The 20,807-nt window shown below is 28.5% G+C and carries 15 protein-coding genes and 1 pseudogene; 6 read left to right on the top strand and 10 right to left on the bottom strand.

Translation table 4 applies throughout. The features are described 5' to 3' along the window. The first annotated feature begins 1 nt into the window (after position 1). Both AC1RP9_RS02040 and AC1RP9_RS02035 read left to right on the top strand, forming a co-directional pair. Positions 2-2,617 carry a DEAD/DEAH box helicase family protein gene (locus AC1RP9_RS02040; protein ID WP_481822719.1) on the top strand — a complete coding sequence of 872 codons (2,616 nt, stop codon included), beginning with the start codon at positions 2-4 and terminating at the stop codon, positions 2,615-2,617. 228 nt (positions 2,618-2,845) lie between these two features. Next, on the top strand, positions 2,846-3,433 hold the full coding sequence (locus AC1RP9_RS02035) for a hypothetical protein (RefSeq protein ID WP_481822718.1): 588 nt from the start codon (positions 2,846-2,848) through the stop codon (positions 3,431-3,433). 68 nt (positions 3,434-3,501) lie between these two features. Here the strand turns inward: AC1RP9_RS02035 and AC1RP9_RS02030 are convergent. The 10 genes and pseudogenes from AC1RP9_RS02030 to AC1RP9_RS01985 all read right to left on the bottom strand — a co-directional run bounded on the left by AC1RP9_RS02030 (position 3,502) and on the right by AC1RP9_RS01985 (position 12,627). Further along, positions 3,502-4,704 (bottom strand): annotated as a pseudogene (locus AC1RP9_RS02030) (IS3 family transposase). Positions 4,705-5,211: 507 nt separating this feature from the next. Continuing rightward, positions 5,212-5,676 (bottom strand): MPN499 family protein, encoded by a 465-nt coding sequence (locus AC1RP9_RS02025; protein WP_481822717.1) that lies wholly within the window; start codon positions 5,674-5,676, stop codon positions 5,212-5,214. Further along, entirely contained in the window at positions 5,663-6,559 is an 897-nt protein-coding gene (locus tag AC1RP9_RS02020) for an HAD family hydrolase (protein WP_481822716.1), read from the bottom strand. Before AC1RP9_RS02020 ends, AC1RP9_RS02025 begins: the two co-directional genes overlap by 14 nt. After that, a complete protein-coding gene (locus AC1RP9_RS02015) occupies positions 6,522-7,238 on the bottom strand; it encodes an L-ribulose-5-phosphate 4-epimerase (protein WP_373457086.1) in 717 nt (238 codons plus the stop codon). The genes AC1RP9_RS02020 and AC1RP9_RS02015 overlap by 38 nt, the downstream gene beginning before the upstream one ends. Beyond that, a complete protein-coding gene (locus tag AC1RP9_RS02010; RefSeq protein ID WP_481822715.1) occupies positions 7,231-8,109 on the bottom strand; it encodes an L-ribulose-5-phosphate 3-epimerase in 879 nt (292 codons plus the stop codon). Before AC1RP9_RS02010 ends, AC1RP9_RS02015 begins: the two co-directional genes overlap by 8 nt. Continuing rightward, positions 8,084-8,740, bottom strand: a complete 657-nt coding sequence (locus AC1RP9_RS02005) for a 3-keto-L-gulonate-6-phosphate decarboxylase UlaD (protein WP_481822714.1) — start codon at positions 8,738-8,740, stop codon at positions 8,084-8,086. Before AC1RP9_RS02005 ends, AC1RP9_RS02010 begins: the two co-directional genes overlap by 26 nt. 29 nt (positions 8,741-8,769) lie before the next feature. Beyond that, positions 8,770-9,249 carry a PTS sugar transporter subunit IIA gene (locus AC1RP9_RS02000; protein ID WP_481822713.1) on the bottom strand — a complete coding sequence of 160 codons (480 nt, stop codon included), beginning with the start codon at positions 9,247-9,249 and terminating at the stop codon, positions 8,770-8,772. A 2-nt stretch (positions 9,250-9,251) separates the two neighbouring features. Next, positions 9,252-9,551 (bottom strand): PTS sugar transporter subunit IIB, encoded by a 300-nt coding sequence (locus tag AC1RP9_RS01995; protein ID WP_306429069.1) that lies wholly within the window; start codon positions 9,549-9,551, stop codon positions 9,252-9,254. Between the two features lie 81 nt (positions 9,552-9,632). Further along, complete coding sequence (locus AC1RP9_RS01990) at positions 9,633-11,522, bottom strand: PTS ascorbate transporter subunit IIC (RefSeq protein WP_481822712.1); 1,890 nt, start codon at positions 11,520-11,522, stop codon at positions 9,633-9,635. A gap of 49 nt (positions 11,523-11,571) precedes the next feature. Then, positions 11,572-12,627, bottom strand: coding sequence for a phospho-furanose lactonase (locus AC1RP9_RS01985; protein ID WP_481822711.1), 1,056 nt, complete (start codon positions 12,625-12,627; stop codon positions 11,572-11,574). Between the two features lie 381 nt (positions 12,628-13,008). Between AC1RP9_RS01985 and msrA the strand changes: the two genes are divergently transcribed. The 4 genes from msrA to AC1RP9_RS01965 all read left to right on the top strand — a co-directional run bounded on the left by msrA (position 13,009) and on the right by AC1RP9_RS01965 (position 20,393). Then, positions 13,009-13,512, top strand: coding sequence for a peptide-methionine (S)-S-oxide reductase MsrA (gene msrA / locus AC1RP9_RS01980; protein WP_481822710.1), 504 nt, complete (start codon positions 13,009-13,011; stop codon positions 13,510-13,512). Between the two features lie 224 nt (positions 13,513-13,736). Next, the gene (locus AC1RP9_RS01975; protein WP_481822709.1) at positions 13,737-15,374 is read left to right on the top strand and encodes an IS1634 family transposase; all 1,638 of its coding nucleotides are present in this window, start codon (positions 13,737-13,739) and stop codon (positions 15,372-15,374) included. Positions 15,375-15,754: 380 nt separating this feature from the next. Beyond that, positions 15,755-17,770, top strand: a complete 2,016-nt coding sequence (locus AC1RP9_RS01970; protein ID WP_481822708.1) for a S8 family serine peptidase — start codon at positions 15,755-15,757, stop codon at positions 17,768-17,770. After that, positions 17,754-20,393, top strand: coding sequence for a hypothetical protein (locus AC1RP9_RS01965; protein WP_481822707.1), 2,640 nt, complete (start codon positions 17,754-17,756; stop codon positions 20,391-20,393). Before AC1RP9_RS01970 ends, AC1RP9_RS01965 begins: the two co-directional genes overlap by 17 nt. The last annotated feature ends 414 nt before the right edge of the window (positions 20,394-20,807 follow it).

Here is a 20,807-nt window from a genome sequence, read left to right as displayed (position 1 = left end):
AATGAATAACCATTTCTTACATGAAAAATTGGATTTTTTTAGAGAAAAAAAGAAAGAAATTAAAATTCCAGAAATTATCCAAAAGGGATTATCTACAAAAATAGAATTAAGAGAATATCAATTGAATGCTTTTCGAAATTTTTTAAGCCATTATCAAGAAAATTACTCAAAGGAAAAGATTCATACACTATTCCACATGGCTACTGGTAGCGGAAAAACAATTATTATGGCCGGATTGATTTTGTTTCTTTATACTAAAGGATATCGGAAATTTTTATTCTTTGTTAATCAAACAAATGTGCTTGAAAAAACGATTGAAAACTTTACTAATCCACGCTCAAACAAATACTTATTTAACGAAAATGTACAATTTCAAGGGAAAAAAATAAATATAAAAAGAGTTAATAATTTCAGTAGTAATATTTTTGATAATAATGATGACATTGAAATAATTTTTACCACTACTCAAAAACTCCATATTGACTTATCTGAACCCAAAGAAAATTCATTAACAGCGGAAGATTTTCAAAATAATAAAATTGTTTTTATTTCAGATGAAAGTCATCACATAAATTCTTTAACCAAAAAATTAACCAAAAGTCAGCAAGAAGAGAAAAATAGTTGAGAATCTTCGGTAAATTTTGTTTTTTCTAGTAATAAGGAACACATAATGCTTGAATTTACTGCTACTTGCGATCTAAACGACAAAAATGTTAAAGCTAAATATCTAGATAAAATTGTGTTTAATTATCCATTAATATCTTTTAGACAAAGTGGATACACTAAAGATTTTCAAAATTTTGCTACTGATACAGATTTATGAACTCGAACTTTAATTGCACTTGTGATGAGTGAATATCGAAAATTCTTGTTTGCTGATTTAAAACTTAATATTAAACCCGTCATTATGCTTAAAGCACAAAAAATTGTTGAATCCGAACAATTTTACGAGCACTTTTTTACTAAACTAAAACAATTAACTGCCCATGAGTTGAAAAACTTGGAACTAGTAGGAGTACAAGCTCTAACAAATGCCATTAATTACTTCAAGCAGAAAGATGATAGTTTAGAAATTTTAGAACACTCAATTAAAAGTTCCTTTATAAAGGAAAATACCATTATTATGAATGGTGCTTCTGATAATAATAAAGAGAATCAATTGTTAGTTAATTCGCTCGAGGACTCTGATAATCCAATCAGAGTTATATTTACTGTAGATATGCTCAATGAGGGTTGAGACGTGTTAAATCTATTTGATATTGTTCGTTTATATGATACAAGACAAGCAAGTGGTAAAGCGGGAGAAATTGGAAAATATACGATTAAAGAAGCTCAATTAATTGGTCGTGGGGCTCGTTATTGTCCATTTGTTGTTTACAATCCTGAAGATAAATTTAAGAGAAAATATGATTTGGATATTACTAATAAAAATCGCTTATTAGAAACAATGTATTTTCATAGTAAAAATGACTCAAGATACATTTCTGAACTTAAACAAGCTCTAATTCAAACAGGTATGCAAGCATCTGAACCAATTACACTTGAATATAAACTTAAAGATGAGTTTGTCATTAGTGATTTTTACAAACAAACACTTGTTTACACCAACACAAGACAGCCCAAGAAGAGAGATAAAATAAATTCATTAGAACCTAGTTTAATGAACAAAACTTATACATACACTGTTTCATCAGGAAAAGGAATTATCAACAATTTACTTGACGAAAAGAACGAAATAAATTTCATAGAGATTTCGAATAGAATATCTCTTAAATTTAATGAAGTTCCTTTAAATATCTTGCTTGGAGCAATTGATTTCTTTGAGGGATTAAGTTTTAATTTTTTAAAAGCAAAATACCCACAATTAACTAGTTTAAAAGAATTTTTAACTTCTCAGGCATATCTTGGAAATTCTAATCTTGAAATTAATTATTATAAAAACAAACTGACAGGAAAAGATATCTTTTTTGCGGTTAAATCAGCTCTTGAAAAAATTTCTTCACACATATCATCTTCAAAAAATGAATATGTTGGTTCTAAAGAACTTAAATCAGTTAAATTGAAAGAAGTATTAAAAAATAAAAAGATTTATCTTGAAAAAATCGATAAAAACGGTGGAACAGGTTATTCTCAAAACAATAATATAAACGAACAATATCGATTAAATTTAAAAGATCAAAAATGATATCCGTTTGAAGATAATTACGGAACAAGTGAAGAAAAAGAGTTTCTTAAATACTTTAAAGTATATATTGAACCTAAATTAATTGAAAAGAAAATAGATGAATTTTTTGTTGTCAAAAACGAAAGAATACCAGAATTAGCTTTATTTTCATTTGAAAATGGAGAACGGTTTGAACCTGATTTTTTGCTTTTTGTTAAAAACAAAAATGGTGATACTATCTTAACACATCAAGGTTTTATAGAAGCAAAAGGGTCGCATTTATTAGAACATGACGCTTGAAAAGAGAGATTGATATTAGAAATAAATAGAAATATTAATTTGATAAATTCTGAACAAGGAATATATAAAATTATAGGTTTACCATTTTTTAATAAAGAATATAGAACCAAAGAATTCGAAGAATCAATTAACAAATTTATTGATTCATTATAAAATTAAAAACTTTATTAGTACTATGATATCCATCCTAAATTTAGACAAAAAACCTTGAAACAAGAGTTTCCTTAAATATTCATTCAAAGTTCTTTCTTGTCTTGTTTTTATACACGATATACACAAATTTTGCTCTTTCGCTTTTTTATATGTAGTAAAAAATTAATAGTCTGATTAAATAAAAAGTTAAATTTACTCTTTATTTAAATTAGTTATATAATATTAACTATGAATAAAAATAAGATATTGAAAAGTTTAATGCTTTTAGGGACACCTATGGCTTTTATTGCTGCATCAGTATCATGTAGCAATTCTAAGGAAAGTAAACCTACCCCTGGAACCGGAACTGGAACCGGAACTGGAACCGGAACTGGAACCGGAACTGGAACCGGAACTGGAACCGGAACTGGAACAACCAATCCAAATACTGGTGGAAACCAAGGTGGAGGAACTACACAATCAAATCCAGGAACCTCAAACGGATCGGGTACAGGTACTGGTGGACAAACCAATTCAGGTTCAGCTGCTGGTTCAACAACAGGCGAAAACAATAATGGTGGAAGTTTAGTTGGTTTAAAACCAGCAGAACCTGTTAATAGCAATTCAAATTCATCTCAAACATCAGGGACAGGTACTTCCTCTACACAATCAGGCGGAACTACAAGTTCAAGCAGTGGTCAATCAACATCTTCAGGAAGCACCACAATGGCTAACTCAGGAACAACCGAAGGAATGAATGGTTCATCATCAAGTTCATCAATGAGTACAACAACTAACTCAGGAACAAGTTCAAACACAGGAAGTTCTCAATCTTAAAAAAATAATTAAAAATAAACTAGGACAGGAAAATTGGACATAAACCTGGACAAGTTTTTTGGAATCTTTTAAATATTTATAGTTTCACCTCAAGCTTCTTGAGGTGTTTTTCATTTTAATATTGATTGATATCGTTCAGTGTTGTATCAATTGATGTAATTTTCTATTTCATTTTTAAGTTCTTGATAATTTATTTTGCTGTAATTTAATTTATTCAAACATTCGCTTTTAATGTTTGAAAAGAAATATTCTACCTCTCGGTTGTCTAATGAATTTCAGACTCTACCCATTGATATTATTCCGTTATTTTCTTTAATTGTATCAACAAAGAGTTTAGAAGAATATTGAACCCCATGGTCAGAATGGATGATTCATTTATCATTAAATTTAATGTTTTTAATATGAGACAATACTAAGTTAACATCGTTTGTTTTAGCAATTTGTCAATTGATAATTTTTTAGTTCGATGATGAATAGCTACAGATAAATAAACGTGATTTTCATTCACGTCATTTGGTGCTTTGATATATGTTACATCAGTATTATTATATTTGCATTTTTACCGTTATAATCTCTTTTACTAAATCTGGATATTGTACATTTGTATTTTTGATTTCTAGTTTTCTTCTTGCTTTTCTAATTTGACAAATAAGAGTTAATTTTTTCATGATTCAGCCTGATTTTTCTGGGTTCTATGTAAATATTGTATCTTCTTTTAATATAAACAGATAATCTTTCTCTTCCATAATTTTCTTTGTTTTCAAAGAAAGATTTAGTAATAATTTCTTCTATTTGCAATTGTTTTGTGTTGTGCTTGATTGGTTTTTGCTTATTCTTAATTTGATAATAATAAGTTGACGAACTAATTCTAAATTGGTTAAATGCAAGCTTTTTGCAAATTCGCTTCTTTTCTATTTTACTAATGTCAACATTTATATTGTTTTCCTCGAATGTTTCTTCGTAAATTTCAAGAATTTTAATTATCTGATCCATAGGAACTTTGGTTCAATCGATTTTTTGTTTTTTCTTTGGTCTCCCACTACCTTTACCTTTTTTGGGGACTTACCAGTTTTACTATAAATCACATCATTGTTTTTTAAAAAATCATTGTATTTACGATTGAAATATCTTCTTATCTGATCATCTTGAAAGTTCTTATTAAATTCCTTTATAGAGATAAACTTAAATTCACTTTTTGATATTTCGTTATTTTGATACTTTTCATAATATTCAAACCACTTTAATCATTGTTCAGGTTTCAATTGACTCATAATATACCTCGTTTTAATTATAAATTAAAAGACACGCTCTCCAATTTGCGTGTCCAGGTTTACACATCCTGTCCTTTTATTTATAATTATTTAGAGGAATCATATGAAACAATTTACTCCGGAACAATGATTAAAATATTTTGAATATTACAAAAATATAGAACTTTTGAAATCACAAAAAACAACTTGTCGAAATTGCGACCCAAGAGTTTGGGAAAAATTTTAATGACCTTGAAGTTTTTAGAACTGCATCAAAAAAGTATCAACTCTTCTTAAAAAATCCTAACGTTATTTACAGTCAAACTGGCAAATCACCTAAAAAAGGTAAAGGTAGTGGGAGACCGAAAAGAAAACAATCAACAAGAAATTTGAGAAGCTTATAATATTTTTTATTAAAGTCTAAAAAACTTGTCCTAGTTTAATAAAAACAGAATTATAATAATTCTGTTTTTATACACGTTTTTAGGGATTAAAAAATCATTAGCATGTGCTAATGATTTTTGTGATTTAAAGAGCGTGGAAACCAAAACGAGTTCATTCTAAAATAACTTTATCATCTTTATGCTTATACTTGGTGTATAAATACTCAAAGTGTTTAATTTTGAAAAAGAAGATATATCCTGAATAAATGGTTTGAATGCTTTTAAAATTAAAGCGAATGGTTAAATTAGGAATTACCTCTCAATCAATATATTCATTATCATTCATTTGTTTGATTTTGTGTAATGGTAATTCAAAATTATATCCGCGGTATCTCATTAATGAATTAAAGAGTTGAAATTGAGGATCTCCGTTGAAAGAAAAGATAATATCATCGTCCTCAAAACCGTTTTTTTCGATTAAATCAAACAGCGTTCGAGCATGTTTGATGGCAAAATTTCTAGATTTAGGGGTTAAAAGTCTCTGGATTGATGGCACCAATCAAAAACCATTATCCATCTTATTAATTTTAACTCTTCTAACGTATCTCATTTTCCCCTATCTGTGTTAAAAAATTATAGATTCCATCATTATCATTTGAATCAGTGATAAATTGAGCATGTTGCTTCACAAAATCTTTAGATTGTCCCATAGCTACTGAATATTTAGCTACTTTAAACATAGCAACATCATTTTCTTCATCACCAAAAACAATCGTTTTATTAAGATCAATATTATATAATTGAGCTAATTTTTGCAAAGCTTGACCTTTAGAAATATTACTTGGCATAATATCAAAGACACGCTCTTGTGAATTAATCATGTAAATGTGTTGTATCTCTTTTAATTGAATAACTGCATTAACATGATCCTTTGTTTCACTATCAGATTTAATCACTAAAAACTTAACAATTTCATGCTCATTGATGTTAAATTGTTCTTGGTTTCATTGAGCATAAGTTTTTTGTTCAAAATGAAATTGATTTTGCACTTTGCGAGCATTATTTGTGCTGATAATTCATTCAAACCACTTGGGTAAAGAATTACGATTATGAAATCCAAGCATCATTTTAGTAGTGTAAATTAAAAAGGTGACATTATTATTAATTAAAATATCAAAAACAGCTTGAGCAGATTGAACATTAATTGGATGTTTATCAATGATTTGATTGTTTTTAAAATCATAAATCAATGCACCATTACAGCAAATAACTGGATAGTGTAAATCTAATGTCAAAAATTCTTCTTTAGCTAAATATGGTGGGCGACCGGTAATAATTGACATTTTTTTATTGAGTTTTTTTTGAGACTCAATAATTTGTTGAGAACTAGGTAAAATTTGTTTTTTTGAATTTAGTAAGGTCCCGTCTAAATCAAAAAAGAGGTAATCATAATCACTATTTTTTAATTTGACCATAATATGCGTTGGGACCATGTTTTCTAAAGTGATGTTTATCTTGTAAGGTTTTATTAGCCTGTTCTTTGTGCGGATCGATAATAAGAGTGTTAATTGCCATTTTGGCAACTTCTTCTAAGGTGAGAGCTAAATTCACAGCATCAATAGGATTTTTAATCGATCACACAAATGGACCGTGTTCTTTAACTAGAGTAGCACTAGTTGATTCAAAACTAAGATTGTTTTTTTGATAATGTTCAATAATGACTAACCCAGTGTTGTGTTCATATGCTCCGTTAATTTCTTCATCAGTAAGTTCACGAGTACATGGCACCGAACCATAAAAATTATCTGCATGTGTAGTTCCAAAGCATTTAATTTCTTTCCCGGCTTGAGCAAATCCTACCGCATAAGGAGAGTGAGTGTGTACTATTCCTTGAATATTAGAATTAGCTTTGTAAAGTAAGGTATGAGTCGGAGTATCGCTTGATGGATTTAATTTGGAATCAATGACATTATTATCCATGTCCACAACCACCATATCTTCTGGTGTCATACTTTCATAGCTCACTCCAGAAGGTTTAATCACCATTAATTTACGATCCTTGGTAATTCCTGAAACATTTCCTCAAGTATGAATGGCTAGTTTATATTTGTATAAAAGCATATTTGCTTCATATACTTGTTGTTTTAATTGTTCAATTTCGCTTTTATTCACCTTTAGCTCTCTTTCATTGGGTTTGGTAAAATTCTTTAGCTTGTTTAAGCAATTGTATATTGTGCTCAGGTGTTTCATCATCCTGATTTTTTGATCACATTTCAATTAAAATGGGAACATTTAAATTATTGCGTTTGATTTGTTTAAGCGAGTGCACAAAATCAACAGTTCCTTGTCCTCAAGGGACCTCTTTGAATTTATCTGGAAGGGTATCTTTAAAGTGAAAAGCAACAATTTTATCACTTCCTAGAAAGATTTCGTTTTCAATATCTTTGGTAAATTGATTTAAGTTTCCTAAATCTGGATAAATGTAAAACATTGGTGAGTCAATTTGTTTTAAAAATGATAAACATTTACTAATAGTTCCAGCAAAAGGAGTATCCATAGTTTCAAAGGCTAAAGTAATACTGTATTTTTGAGCTAGCTGAGCTGCTAGTTTCATTCCTTTGATAAAGTTTTCTTTAGTACTTTGGTTTGAAGGTTCATAATATACATCATAAGCAGCAAGCTGAATAATTCTAATTCCCAGTTTTTTAGCTAGAATTAAGGCTTGTTCCATAATTTCTAGTGCTTTAGCCCGTGTTTGTGGATTTGCTGAACCAAATGGATAACGACGATGTGCACTCAGGCACATTGAATTGAAATAAAAGTCTTTAGCAATTAATAATTCTCTGAGCTCATTAATTTGCTCATTGGTTCAATTTAATCTTGCAAGACGAAAATCTGATTCATCGACACTAAATTCAATAAAATCAAAACCAGCTGCTTTGGCAATATCTATTTTAGTGGCTCAATCAAATTTATTATTAATGGCCTTTTCGTAAATTCCTAAAAAACGAGTTGGATTATGATCAGTATTTTTTAAATTCATCTTTAAATTCCTTAGCTGCAGCCTCAGGATCTTTAGCATCACGAATTGAACGACCAGCAATAAAAATGTAAATTGGGATATCTTTAAATAATTTAATATCTTCAACTGATACTCCACCAGTTACAGTGACCTTGAATCCCATTTGTGCTAATCTACGCACAGTTTCAATGTCTTTTTCTCCTCATTTAACTCCAGCCGCTTGAGCATCGCGAGCACGGTGTCACACGACTTGAGGAACTTGGGCTTGTTTCCAACTCTCAACTTGTTCTCAGCTAAAGTTTGTGGTCATTTCCACTTGAACTTCTTTGTTTCCATCAAAAGTTTTTGAATATTTGACTAAATCATCCATGGTTGCGTTTTCAGCAGCACAAATGGCAGTGATATAATCAGCTCCATTTTCGTAAAACATTTTGGCAAATACTTTTCCTGCGTCAGCAATTTTCCCATCAGCAACAATAATTTTGTCTGGGAACGCTTTTCTCAAATCAGCAATTGCTTGTTTTCCTTCCGAAGCCAGTAGAATAGTTCCTACCTCAATAACATCAATATATTTAGCAGCTTTTCGAGCCGATTCAATGGCGTCTTGAGTAGTTAAATTATCAAGAGCAATTTGTAATAAAGGTAAAGCCATATATTTTCTTCCTCTCTTATTTTGTTTTTTTATAAATCTGATGCTTGTTGGTCGATTTTAGTAATTAATTCGAGTACTTGTTCTTTGGTTGTGGCCTTAATAATTGCTTCAACATTAGCAGGGTCACCAAAGATTTTCACAATTTGGGGTAAAGCTTCAGAAGTGTGCACTTCAGCACTAGTAGCTGCAAGAGCAACTAATAATTTAACTGGGCGCTCGTCATTTTCAAAGTAAACTGGTTCAGATAATGTCACTAATGAAAATGAATTTTTAAGTACTCCAGCCTCACTTTGAGCGTGTGGCATAGCAAAATAATCAGCCACAATGTAATATGGTCCATATTTAATGGTATTTTCTACAACAGCATCATAATATCTACTTTCAACTAAACCTTTATCAATTAAAGGTTGAACTGAATGTTTAACAGCTTCTTTTCAATCTTTAGCGTTTAGTTGTACATTAACTGTGTCGTATTTTTTTAAAATTTCAACTAAATTAATTTTTCCCATAATTAAAAACCTAATTCTTTAAGTGCAACTTTAAGAGCTTCTTTAATTTCGTTTTTGTCCATTAAATTGGTTACTCCAACGATTTTAGCTTTTTGGTTGTGGTTAAATTCACTTGATAAGTGTTTTGAAGAAATGATAATATCAACTGAATTGGTCATTCCGGTTGATTGTCCCATTGAAAGAGCATCAACTTCAGCATCAATTCCTAATTCTTTCATAATATTTTGAACTGATAATTTAATAAGCATGCTAGTTCCCATTCCGTTTCCGCATGCTGCGATAATTTTTAATTTTTTATCCATGATATTTGTCCTTTGTTTGAGTTTGATTTAATTACTTAAATTATAAATAAAAAGATTAGCATAAGCTAATCTTTTTCCTAATTAGCTATTAACTAATTTTGGTTTAATTCTAAGAACTTTTTGTAAGAATGTTGGTTTAGTTTGTGAACCATTGTCTGAAATTAATCCAAGTGCAATCATACCGATAATTGCTAGTGGAACTAAAATTCAACCAACAATAGAATTGTATGATGAAATTCACATTAATAAACCAAAGAATATATTTCAATCGGCCATACCGATGAATCCAGTTTGTACTGGCGAAATGATTCCGTGAGTAATTTCGGTACCACGCATTACTTGAATACCACCCGCTGTGTTTGAAACTGCTCTTGATGCAAATGAAATAATGATAATTTCTAAGAATCCGATTAATCCTGGTAGGATTAATGCAGCTTTTCACCCACCGCTAGCATTTGCGTAAACTCCAAGCGAACCAGAGTTAAAGAATAAGGTGATGAATAATGGAATGGCAATAAAGGTGAAGTTTTGTCCTGGAATTGTTGATAATCCAATTACAACTCCTACCCCAAGAAATTGTCCAATAACCCCAGAAATAAACCCAAAAGTTACTGAGTTAATCGCAAATCCATAAACAGCTGCTACATCCACAGCTACAACGGCTCCTGGAATGATTTTTTCACTAATTCCATGGAATGATTGTTGAAGTTCAGTAATGAACATTCTAACACCAGTAATAATTGCAAGTAATGCCGCAACAATTTTAAGCGATCCACCAATAATGTTAACAACAAAGTTTGCACTAGATCCAAATGCACCGTTTCAAATAGTAAAGTTTAAGTCAGATTTTAATCTTTTATCTGTTAAACCATCAAGTAGTTGTGCTTTTGCTACTTCATCGTCAATAGTATTAGGATTTACGAAACTATTTCATTGTTTGTCAATTACAGTTCCGCTAGGTGCTACTAATAATAAAACAGTAAATAAGACTAAGAACAAGATTAAAATGATAATTGTTTGAGTAAAAATATTGTCTTCAAAGATTTTTAAGTATGAAGGTAATTTTTTAGTTTCAGCTGAATCTTCCTTGTTACCGAAGAATCTTCCTAATTTATATGTAGTAGTAATTGCTAACATTTGTTGGTGCCCAATTGAAAAACCAGCATTTTGAGTAACTACATTAGTTCCTTTAATAGTGGCAGTTGAAGCAGTTGCTCAGTATACTCCAAGCACAAGACCTGAAATAACAATGGTTCCAATTTGATGTCCAACAGGAATTGAACCAGTAAAGATTCTTAAATTACCGAATAGAACAATATAAAGAATTGTAGTAACAACAGCACTTTGCTGAATCATAACGTGTCCAGTGATCATTAAACTGTTTGTGTTAGTTCATCTTTTAAGAGCTACCATTACAATATTAATTGCATAACCTAAAATAAAGGCAAATGAAATAATTGAAGTGTAATCGGTTCCTGTGACAACACCTTTAAAGAATGTATCAGCACTTGAAAGAGCAAAATATGGATCAAGAGGAACAATTCCTGTATTACCTTTACCAATTGCTTGAATTCCAAGGAAAACAGGTTTAGCTAAACCAACTAAGGCTCCTGAACCGATATTTAAAAGTAAGAATCCAACAATTGTCTTAAGAGCACCAATAATTGATTGTCTTAAACCTCTTCCCATGGTAAGGTATCCAATAAAGGTAAGGAAACCAAGTAGGACAGCCGGTAACCTAAAGAAGTTGTTTAAGTAAACATTATTAAATAAGAACGAAAAAGCTCTACTAAAAGCATCGCTCGACCAAGCAACAATACCTTTTATTACTTCTTTTTTATCATCATAATAAGTTGGAACTCCTGCTTTAACTAAAACAGTAACCAAAATAATGATAAGGTTGATAATAACAAATGCTGACCAACCAATGATTAGACCTTTTTTCTTCTTGTTGTCTAATTTATTAATCATCTAATTTTTCCTTTTAAAGATTTTTTAAAATGGATGTTAGCTAAAATGATTAACTAACTTTTAAAAGTTTTTTTAATTCTAAAACTCTTGGGTTAACTTTTGAAGGATCAAAAGTTCTTTTTTCATCAAATGTTAAGATTTCTCTTGGGTTGTTTACTAAAATGTCTTGAATTGCTTCTTCGCTTACTCCAACTTGTTTAAGTAAAGGAATAAATCTGTCAAATAAGTATCCTAAACCAAAGGTTTCTTTTCCTTTTGTTAACCCATAGTGTCTTTGGTAAAGAATTCTACCTGCATCAAGTGATAAAGTAATGTGTTTTTGATATCCTTTATCAACTAAATATTTAATGTTTTCTGCCAAAGTAGCATCTGTGTAGTATTTAACACGATCAGGTCCATCAAAACATAATGTAACACCTAGTTCGCTAATAATTTTTTCATAGTAATACTTATCTGGATTTTTATTTAAGTGTGATAATTGAATTTTTCTTGGATTTGCTCCAAAATCAATTAAGTGTTGAGCCGCTTCATAAGCCATAGTTCCAAGTTGGGTGTGCACTAAAATTGGTGCTCCAGTTTCAATACTTGAACGAGCAGCTACTTCAAGTGATTTTAATTCAAGTCGATCAATAGCAGCATATCCAGTTCCAGCTTTAATAATTCCGGCTTTAGATTTAGATCTTTTCACTACAGGTCCACTGTAGTTAAGTTCATCCATCCCTTCTTCAATTTCAGCTTTAACCATTTTGACAATTTCATCAATTGGTGCTAAAGCAAGTCATGAAGCTCCTTTATCATAAAAAGCAGCTTTATGAAATCCTGTGGCCATAATAATGTGTGCTTTACCATTTAGTTTTTCAGCGATTTCTAACATTTTATGTACATCTCTACCCACATTAGGTGGATCCATTGTAACCATGGTTTTTCCACCTTTAGCAATGTATTCTTCCATTTCTTGTACTGCTGCATCAATTGAAAGCATTACAAAATCTGGATGTTCATGTGCTTCAGGTCCATAGTTTTTAATTAAGTGATCATGACAATCCACAACACCTAATTCTTTTGGATCAATATCTCCTAATACAGTTCTTGCAAATTTTTTCATTATCCTCCTTTTTTATATATTTTTCTAATTAAAAAAATAAAAAAATTTGTTTTTGTATTTTTAATTAATTCATCTTCATATCATAGTTGGAAAACCAAAAATATGTAGATACATAAATAATGATATTCTTTCTGTACGAAAATGAATTAGAAATATTAAAATTAAGTGAAAAAATAGGTTAAAATAACTCAGGATATGGAAAAAAATCTAAAAATTTCCAGAATTAACGATATTAGGCACATGCACTAACGATAAAATTTATTACTTAAATAATGTCATTTATAATATTTAAGTAAACGTTTTGAATTAAAATCTTAGTAAAATAATACTTAACGTTTTTAAATTATTCTTGTTTAAAAACAAGAGAAAGTATAGGTTATTATGCAAAAAGAAGTTTATTTAGCTGGTGGATGTTTTTGAGGTGTCCAGGCTTATTTTCAAAAAATAAACGGAGTCTTAAAAACTAGTGTCCACTATCTCAATGGTGGTTTTGAAGGGGTTTCATACAAGCAAGTATGTAACAATTCTTCGCATGTTGAAGCAGTGAAAGTAGTGTATGATAGTACTAAATTGAGCGAAAAAGATATTTTTGAACTCTTTTTACGCATTATTGATCCATATTCATACCACAAGCAAGGAAATGATAAAGGAGCTCAATATCGAATCGGAATTTATAGCAAAGACCCAGATACAAGACATATTTTTAATTTATTAAATAATGAATTTAAAGCTCAAGAGAAAAAGGATAATTACATTGAAATTTTAAACGTCCTTGATGATACTCTTGCTGAAGATTATCATCAGGATTATCTTAACAAAAATCCATTTGGATATTGTCATATTAATCTCAATTCCATTCCGGAAAAATATAAGAAAATCAACTAAATAAGCAAAAGGTTTGCTTGGCTTATGTGATAAATATCTAAAATTAGACAAAAACAAAGGACTAAATCCTTTGTTTTTTGCTGTCAAAAGCATTTTCCTGAGTTTCCCAGAATCTCAGGATTTTTTACTCTTTTTTAAAGAGTTATATTACTACGTAATATAAAAAAATAAATTTTTTAGGTATTAGTTGCTATTAGTTATGGTATAATGTATTTATGAAACTAATGCTTTTTACTACATATGGAAAAAGGGGACAGAGATACAAAAATATTGGATATATCGGTTATAAAAACAAATCAAGGAAGAATTTTAATATTTTAAGTTTAGGAAATGAAGAAAATTTAAAAGCAATTAATAAAGATTATGAATCTATCATTAAAAGAGTAATTAAAATCTATGATGAAAAAACCAAACCCGAATTTTTAAAGTTTGTTATTGATGATGCTTTAAATTCTAAAGAAGAAACAAAAACTGAAAAAGCTCTTGCTGGTTTTGAGATTGTTAATAGATTCATCGATAAAATGAAGCTAACTGAAAACATGTTTTTCGGAAAGCACAAAGGTATGGATGAAATTTTTAAGTACATGATAAGTACAAGAATTTCAAATCCTAATAGTATTATTCAAACCTACAAAAAAAGAGATTTTTCAACCTTGGATCTTGATTATTCAAAAAATAGCTTTTATCGTTTTTTAGATATTTTAGTCAAAAACAAAGAAACTATAATTTATAAAACTAACCAAATTCTTTCTAATTTAGGTTCAAATGAACTTTTATACTTTGATGCTACAACAATATATTTTGAAAGTTTTCAAAGAGACGGATTAAAATATCCTGGTTATTCAAAGGATGGAAAATTTAAAGAAGATCAAGTTGTTTTAGGAATGGCCTGTAATCAACAAGGAATTCCTGTTTTTTATAAGGTTTTTCCTGGAAATACAGCAGATGTAAAAACATTAATTCCTTTTATAGATGAATATAAAAAATTATTTCCACAAAATAAGCTTATTTTAGTCGCTGATAGAGGCATGAGCTCGGTTGAAAATATTAAATTTCTAGAGAAAAACAAGATTAATTTTGTTATTTCGTATCGTGCTAAAGTTAGTTCTAAAAAATATAAAGAATATCTTTTAAACAATAGTGATTACATTGTTCAAAATGATGATTATAAATACAAAGAGCGTCAAATGGTAGTTCAGCACCAAAAGGATAATCCAACCCTTTATTACAGAAAGCAAGTAATTTCAGTAAGTAAAAAACGAGCTCAAGTAGATAAACATAATAGACAAGTAGAAATAGACAACTTTTATAAAATGCAAAACAAAGATGGTACTGTCAACGTTAAAAAAGCTTTAGGTTCTAAGAAAGCAAAATACTTTAAACTGACAAATGAAACAAAATATGTTCTTGACATTGATAAAGTTCGTTATGATGAACAATTTGACGGTATTTACGTTTACGAAACATCACTAATAGATTTCAAAGCTAGTGAAATTATTCAAATTTATCTTAATCAATGAATGATTGAAAGTAATTTTAGACTTTTAAAATCAAATATTTCAATTAGACCAATGTTTGTATACACACCAGAACACATTGAAGGTCATATCTTGTTGTGCTTTATTTCGTTATTTGTTCTAAAATATCTTATCTATGAACTTAAACGTTTCTATTTAAAAAATGGAGTGATTAGTAAATTTAGTGAATTTGATATTTTAGAAGCATTAAATACTCTAACATTTACATCAATTAAAGATTCTCACACAGATGAAGTTGTTAGAATATTCAAAGATAAAAACGAATCAACTACTAAAAGTTGAAAATTATATGAAGATTTAATTTTGATGATTCAAAATTTATAACTAATAGCAAATAAAAAACCGTTTATCCACATTTATTGGATATAAACGGTTTTTTAAACCCTGTAACTGGGAAACTCAGGATATAAGAAAATCAACTAAATAAGCAAAAGGTTTGCTTGGCTTATGTGATAAATATCTAAAATTAGACAAAAACAAAGGACTAAATCCTTTGTTTTTTGCTGTCAAAAGCATTTTTGATTACTTAAAAATAAGTCAATCATTGAATACTTAGTATTTTATAAAACTTTTATGAGGAATTTTTTATTTCTTTTTTAAAGTTCTATAATTCAAGTATAGTAAGAAAAAATATTGAAAAAATCTATTTTGTATGTTTCTTATTAAATATTAAATTACTGCAAAAGTAAAAAGAAAGAAATAAAATGAAAACAAAAACAAAATGGATAATAAAAATGTCAAGCATTTTGACTTTAGGAGCTATTGGTTCTACATTGATAGCCTATGCAAATTCTAATGTAAATAACAATAAAAAAGAATGGTATGACGGAATTAATAATTCAAAATTTGAAATTAGAGAGACTTTTTACAAAAAGCAATCAACAAATTTAAGATCTATAAATGTTAAAAATAGCTTTGAATTAAAATTATTATTAAATCATAAATTTGATAATTTAAGTGAATTGTCAAATTCAGAATATTTAGAAAAACAAAACCTCAATTTTGTTAATCTAGTTAAAGACAAAAAAGTAAAATTTAAGGATTTTATAATTAGTAAAGAAACCCCAATTGTTTGATTCTACTTTAATAATGAAAGCGAAAGAGAACAATTTGCAAAAAAATTACAAGAAAATGAAAATATTTACAAATTTATTGTATACAAAAATAATTTTCCAAATAATAAAAAACAATTAAATTATTCAAGTTCATATCATAATAATTTTAGTTATAACAGTGGTAATGATTTAACTAAATATGATATTTTAAACAAGAATGATGTTTTTAAAACAGTTAATTTTAGTCAACAAAGAAAGCGTGATTTAGATTCGGGTAGTTGAAATTCGCATTCAGTAGGTGTTTTAGAGGTTTATAATAAAGATTATTCTCCAGCATCTGATACTGATAATTTTCGTCATAATGGTTTTACTTTGTTAGTAAAAGATAAAACAAAAACAATAAGAGAACATGGAATTAAAGTTTCTTCTGTTCTAGGAGGTGATGAAGGTATTGATACTCGTTCTGAACTTTATTTTTCTCAATTTGAAACAGATGCTGAATGACAAAGAAAACTGGAAGAACTCATTAAAAATAATGTCAAAATTATCAATCATAGTTATGGAGCTATTAATGATATAAAGTATAGATTCTATTCAGAATGAAGTTATATAGTTGATTTTCTTTCAAGAAAATATGGTGTTGTTAATGTGTTTGCTTCCGGAAATGAAAACGATGATGGAATAGATTTTGAAAGTCAAATCGAACATGGTTGAATAAATAATTCTGCTTTATCGTATAACTCTATTGTTGTTGAAAATTTTGATAAAAATTATAAACAAGATGTTCGTAATAATAAAATAGACCGTTATTCAAATTATAAACTCGATTCATCTGTAGAAGATTTAGCTAAACCTTTTGTGGTTGCTCCTGGTCATTATGAATTTAAAAGTACAACGAGTGAAGGAACAAGTTATGCAGCACCTGTTGTAACCGGTCTTATATCAACATTATTAAGAATTAAACCATGATTAGATAATGATGATTATAGACTTGCGTCAATTAAAAGCATTTTAAGTGCTTCTGCAATTGCTACTAATGACAATACACAAACAACAAAAAGAAACGGTTTTAGCAATAAATATGGTGCAGGGATTCCTGACTTTGAAAAAATGAAAGAAGCTTCTGATAACTTAAAACGCTTTAGCGTTGATTTTAACGATAAACGCGAGATAGTTAATGAGTCAAATAGTTTTTATGTTTCTTCAGGTAAAACTATAAAAGCATCACTTTCTTGAATGTTTAATGCTGGATTGCTTAATAAACAGGAAAATCTACCTACTTATAATCCTAATGTAAATTGATGATGATTCTTATTCCCTATTGGTGGTATAGTTGCTAATGCAATTGAAGGTGATCGATTAAAAAGAGAAACTGCAAATTGATATCAAACACACCGTGATACTGAATGATTGAAACAAGCAGAAGCTTTAAAAAGGCAAAATTCTAAATTTTCTGATTATGATTTATTGTTACAAAAATACGAAAGTGGTAAAGATTGAGTCACTGTTAAAAGTTCTACATCAGGAAGTTCTAATGACGAGCTAATAGAATATAAAATAACCGAAGGTGGTCTATATAGAATTGCTGTAAAACAATATAAATCTGCTTTATTCAATAATTCAGTACCTGATAAAGGAGCATTTACATATGTCATTGAAGAATAAATTATTTAAAGTAGTTTTAATCGGTACACCAGCATTATCAATGATTACTACATCTTGCGCACTTAGTTTTTTATCGAAAAACTACTTAGAAAACTTAGAAGTAAAAACACCTTATTTTATCAATTTAATAAGATTGAAACAAGAAGAACAAGGAATCAAAACAAATAACAGCATTATCTTTGATCAATTTGTTAAAACTTTATTTAATACGCATCATGGTTCCTATACATCTGAGGAAAAAATTAAATATCATCGTTATAATTTTTTAAAAGCAGAAGATTGAAAAATATTAATAAGTTCAGTTGAAGATTTTTCAAATCATATTATTAAAGAGATTAATTCATTGTACAAAGAATTTAAGCTTGATAAAACTCTTTCGGATGAACAAATTACAAAAATGTTTGAAGATGATTTTTTAAATGGTAAAAGCATTGAAGATGTTTTAAAAAATAACAATCTTTTAATTTTACAATCAGATGATGATCGCTCAGCTGCTAGTTTAGAATATAATCTTAAAGAAGAGGGTCATGACCAGATAAATATTTTAAGAATTGATCCATTTGAAATTAATCAAAATTATAGTAATATTAAAGCACAAAATTTTATTTCTGAAAAACCTGTTTTTAGTGTTATTTCACTTCCGAAAAATAAAAAGTTAAATTTTAAATATACAACTAAAGAAGAAAACAATCAATTATTAAGCGATTTATATCACGAATATAATTACAAAGTAGAACAGTTTTTTGACTGACATTTTGGTGCTAGTATTCCATGAGCAGTAAGCAAAATACAAAATACACAAGGGATTTTAAACAAACAAAATTTACTTTTAAATAACTTAAATGACGAGTCTTTAAACAAATTACCTTTAAATCCTGAATTAAAGATTATAAAAAATGTTGATAATTTTAATGAATTTATTACCAATCCAATGCAAGAAATTGCTCAAAAACTAAACAACCCTTTAAGTGAAGAGGCGGTCATTAGTGATTTTGAAACAAACTATTTAAATGGAAAAAACATAGACGATGTACTAAAGAATTCTAATATTATAGTGCAACGAGCAATTAAAAAAGGGAATATATTATCATTAAATTATCCAGATCAAATGGTTAAATTATCTAATCCTAATCCATCAAAAATAAATTTAGGTTTCGTTAATGAAAGAGAATTCCTCTTTAATTTAGGTAATAGCGAAATATACGATGATAAAAAACCAAAAATTTACTATCAAGTACTTGTAGTTCCGAAAGGTGCTCAAGTGGAAATTAAAAATAAACTAAACTTTAGAGAAATAAACGAATTTTTATTAAAAAACAAGATTTATTACCAAAAAAGTGACGAGGAACTTTATTTAGAAGCTATAAAAGAGAAAAGACCTTATTTTATTCATTTAATAAGATCGTTAGAACATCCCTTCGAAGTTCAAACTAACAATAGTATTATCTTTGATCAATTTGTTGAAATCTTAAATAAAAAAGCTTTCGAAAATAAGGATAACTATAAAAAATACTTTAAATACAATTTTTTAAAAGATAATCAACAATTAATCAGATCAAAACAAGATTTTTCAAATCTCATTATTAACAAAATTAATTCGTTATATCAAGAACTTAAACTTGATAAAACTCTTTCTGATAAAGAAATTACAAGAATCTTTGAAACTGATTTTTTAAATGGACAAAATCTTGAAAATGTACTAAAAAAGAACAAGATTCTCATTTTAGAATCAATTAATAATGGTTCTCCTGTTGGTTTTAAATATGCTCTGACAGATGAAAAAGAAAAACATGTAGATGTTTTGTGAGTCGATCCATTGGAAATTACTCAAGAAGAGAAAGTTTATAATATGAATATAGGACCACTTAGTAAACTGAATAGAAATATTTTTAATGTTATTTTAATTCCAAAAGAAAAAGACTTTACACTTAAAAAGACCACTAAAAAAGAAAACGATTCATTATTAAAAGATTTACACTTTAAGTATGGTGGAACAGCACAATATTTTTATGATTGATATAATGATTGAAATATTTCAGAAAAAATAAATGTTATACAAAACAAACAAGGAATTTTATACAAACAAAATTTACTACTAGATAATTTAACTGATGAATCTTTAAGTGAATTACCTTTAAACTCAGAGATAGAAATTATAGAAGATGCTAATAATTTTAATGAATTTATTACCAATCCAATGCAAAAAGTGACTCAAAAACTAGGAAAATCTTTAACTAATCAAGTGATCGAAAATGATTTTGAAACAAATTATTTAAACGGTCAAAAATTAGATGATGTACTTAAGAATTCTAATATTATAGTACAACGGTCAATTATAAAAGGAAACACATTTTCATTAAATAATCCAGATCGATTAGTCAAATTACCAAATCCTAGTTCACCAAATACAAACTTAGGACTTGTTAATTCGAGAAAATTTAATTTGAATTTTTTAGATACCAATAAGGACGAACTAAATCCTATTAGCAATAAAACACCAAAGATTTTTTATCAAGTTCTATTGGTACCGAAAAATAGTCAATTAGAAAGAAATTATAAATTAAACATTAAAGAAACAAACTACTTTTTAGTATATAACCAAAAGTTATATTCAAATAACTAATATCATTAAAGCTTAAAAGATAACAAAAACCTGCACTGCAGGTTTTTGTTTAAGATACTTGGTGAGTGTGAATTGAGAGCAATACTACTGCACTAATTACCCCAATAAATAGGGTCAAAATAACTTTAAATCAACGTTTTTTCTCCATATTATAATGGTAAAATTCAGGGAAAAATTCCACTAAGGAAGTGAACAAAAAGATTCCACCTATAGTAGCAAAAATAAACAATCGAACTTCTCAAAGTGAATCAATAAAATTTCCCGAATATGCTCCAATGAGCATAAATCGAAGAAATAAAAACAACCCTAATTAAACTAGGATAGGAAGTCCAATTTTCCTGTCCTAGTTTGTAATATCACATTTTTATAAAGATTTTGTGGAACTTTTTTTAGGTCTTTTTGAAAGTTTTATAA

Source organism: Mycoplasma sp. 3686h (genome assembly GCF_056781225.1).
This window is presented reverse-complemented; position numbering and strand designations above follow the sequence as displayed.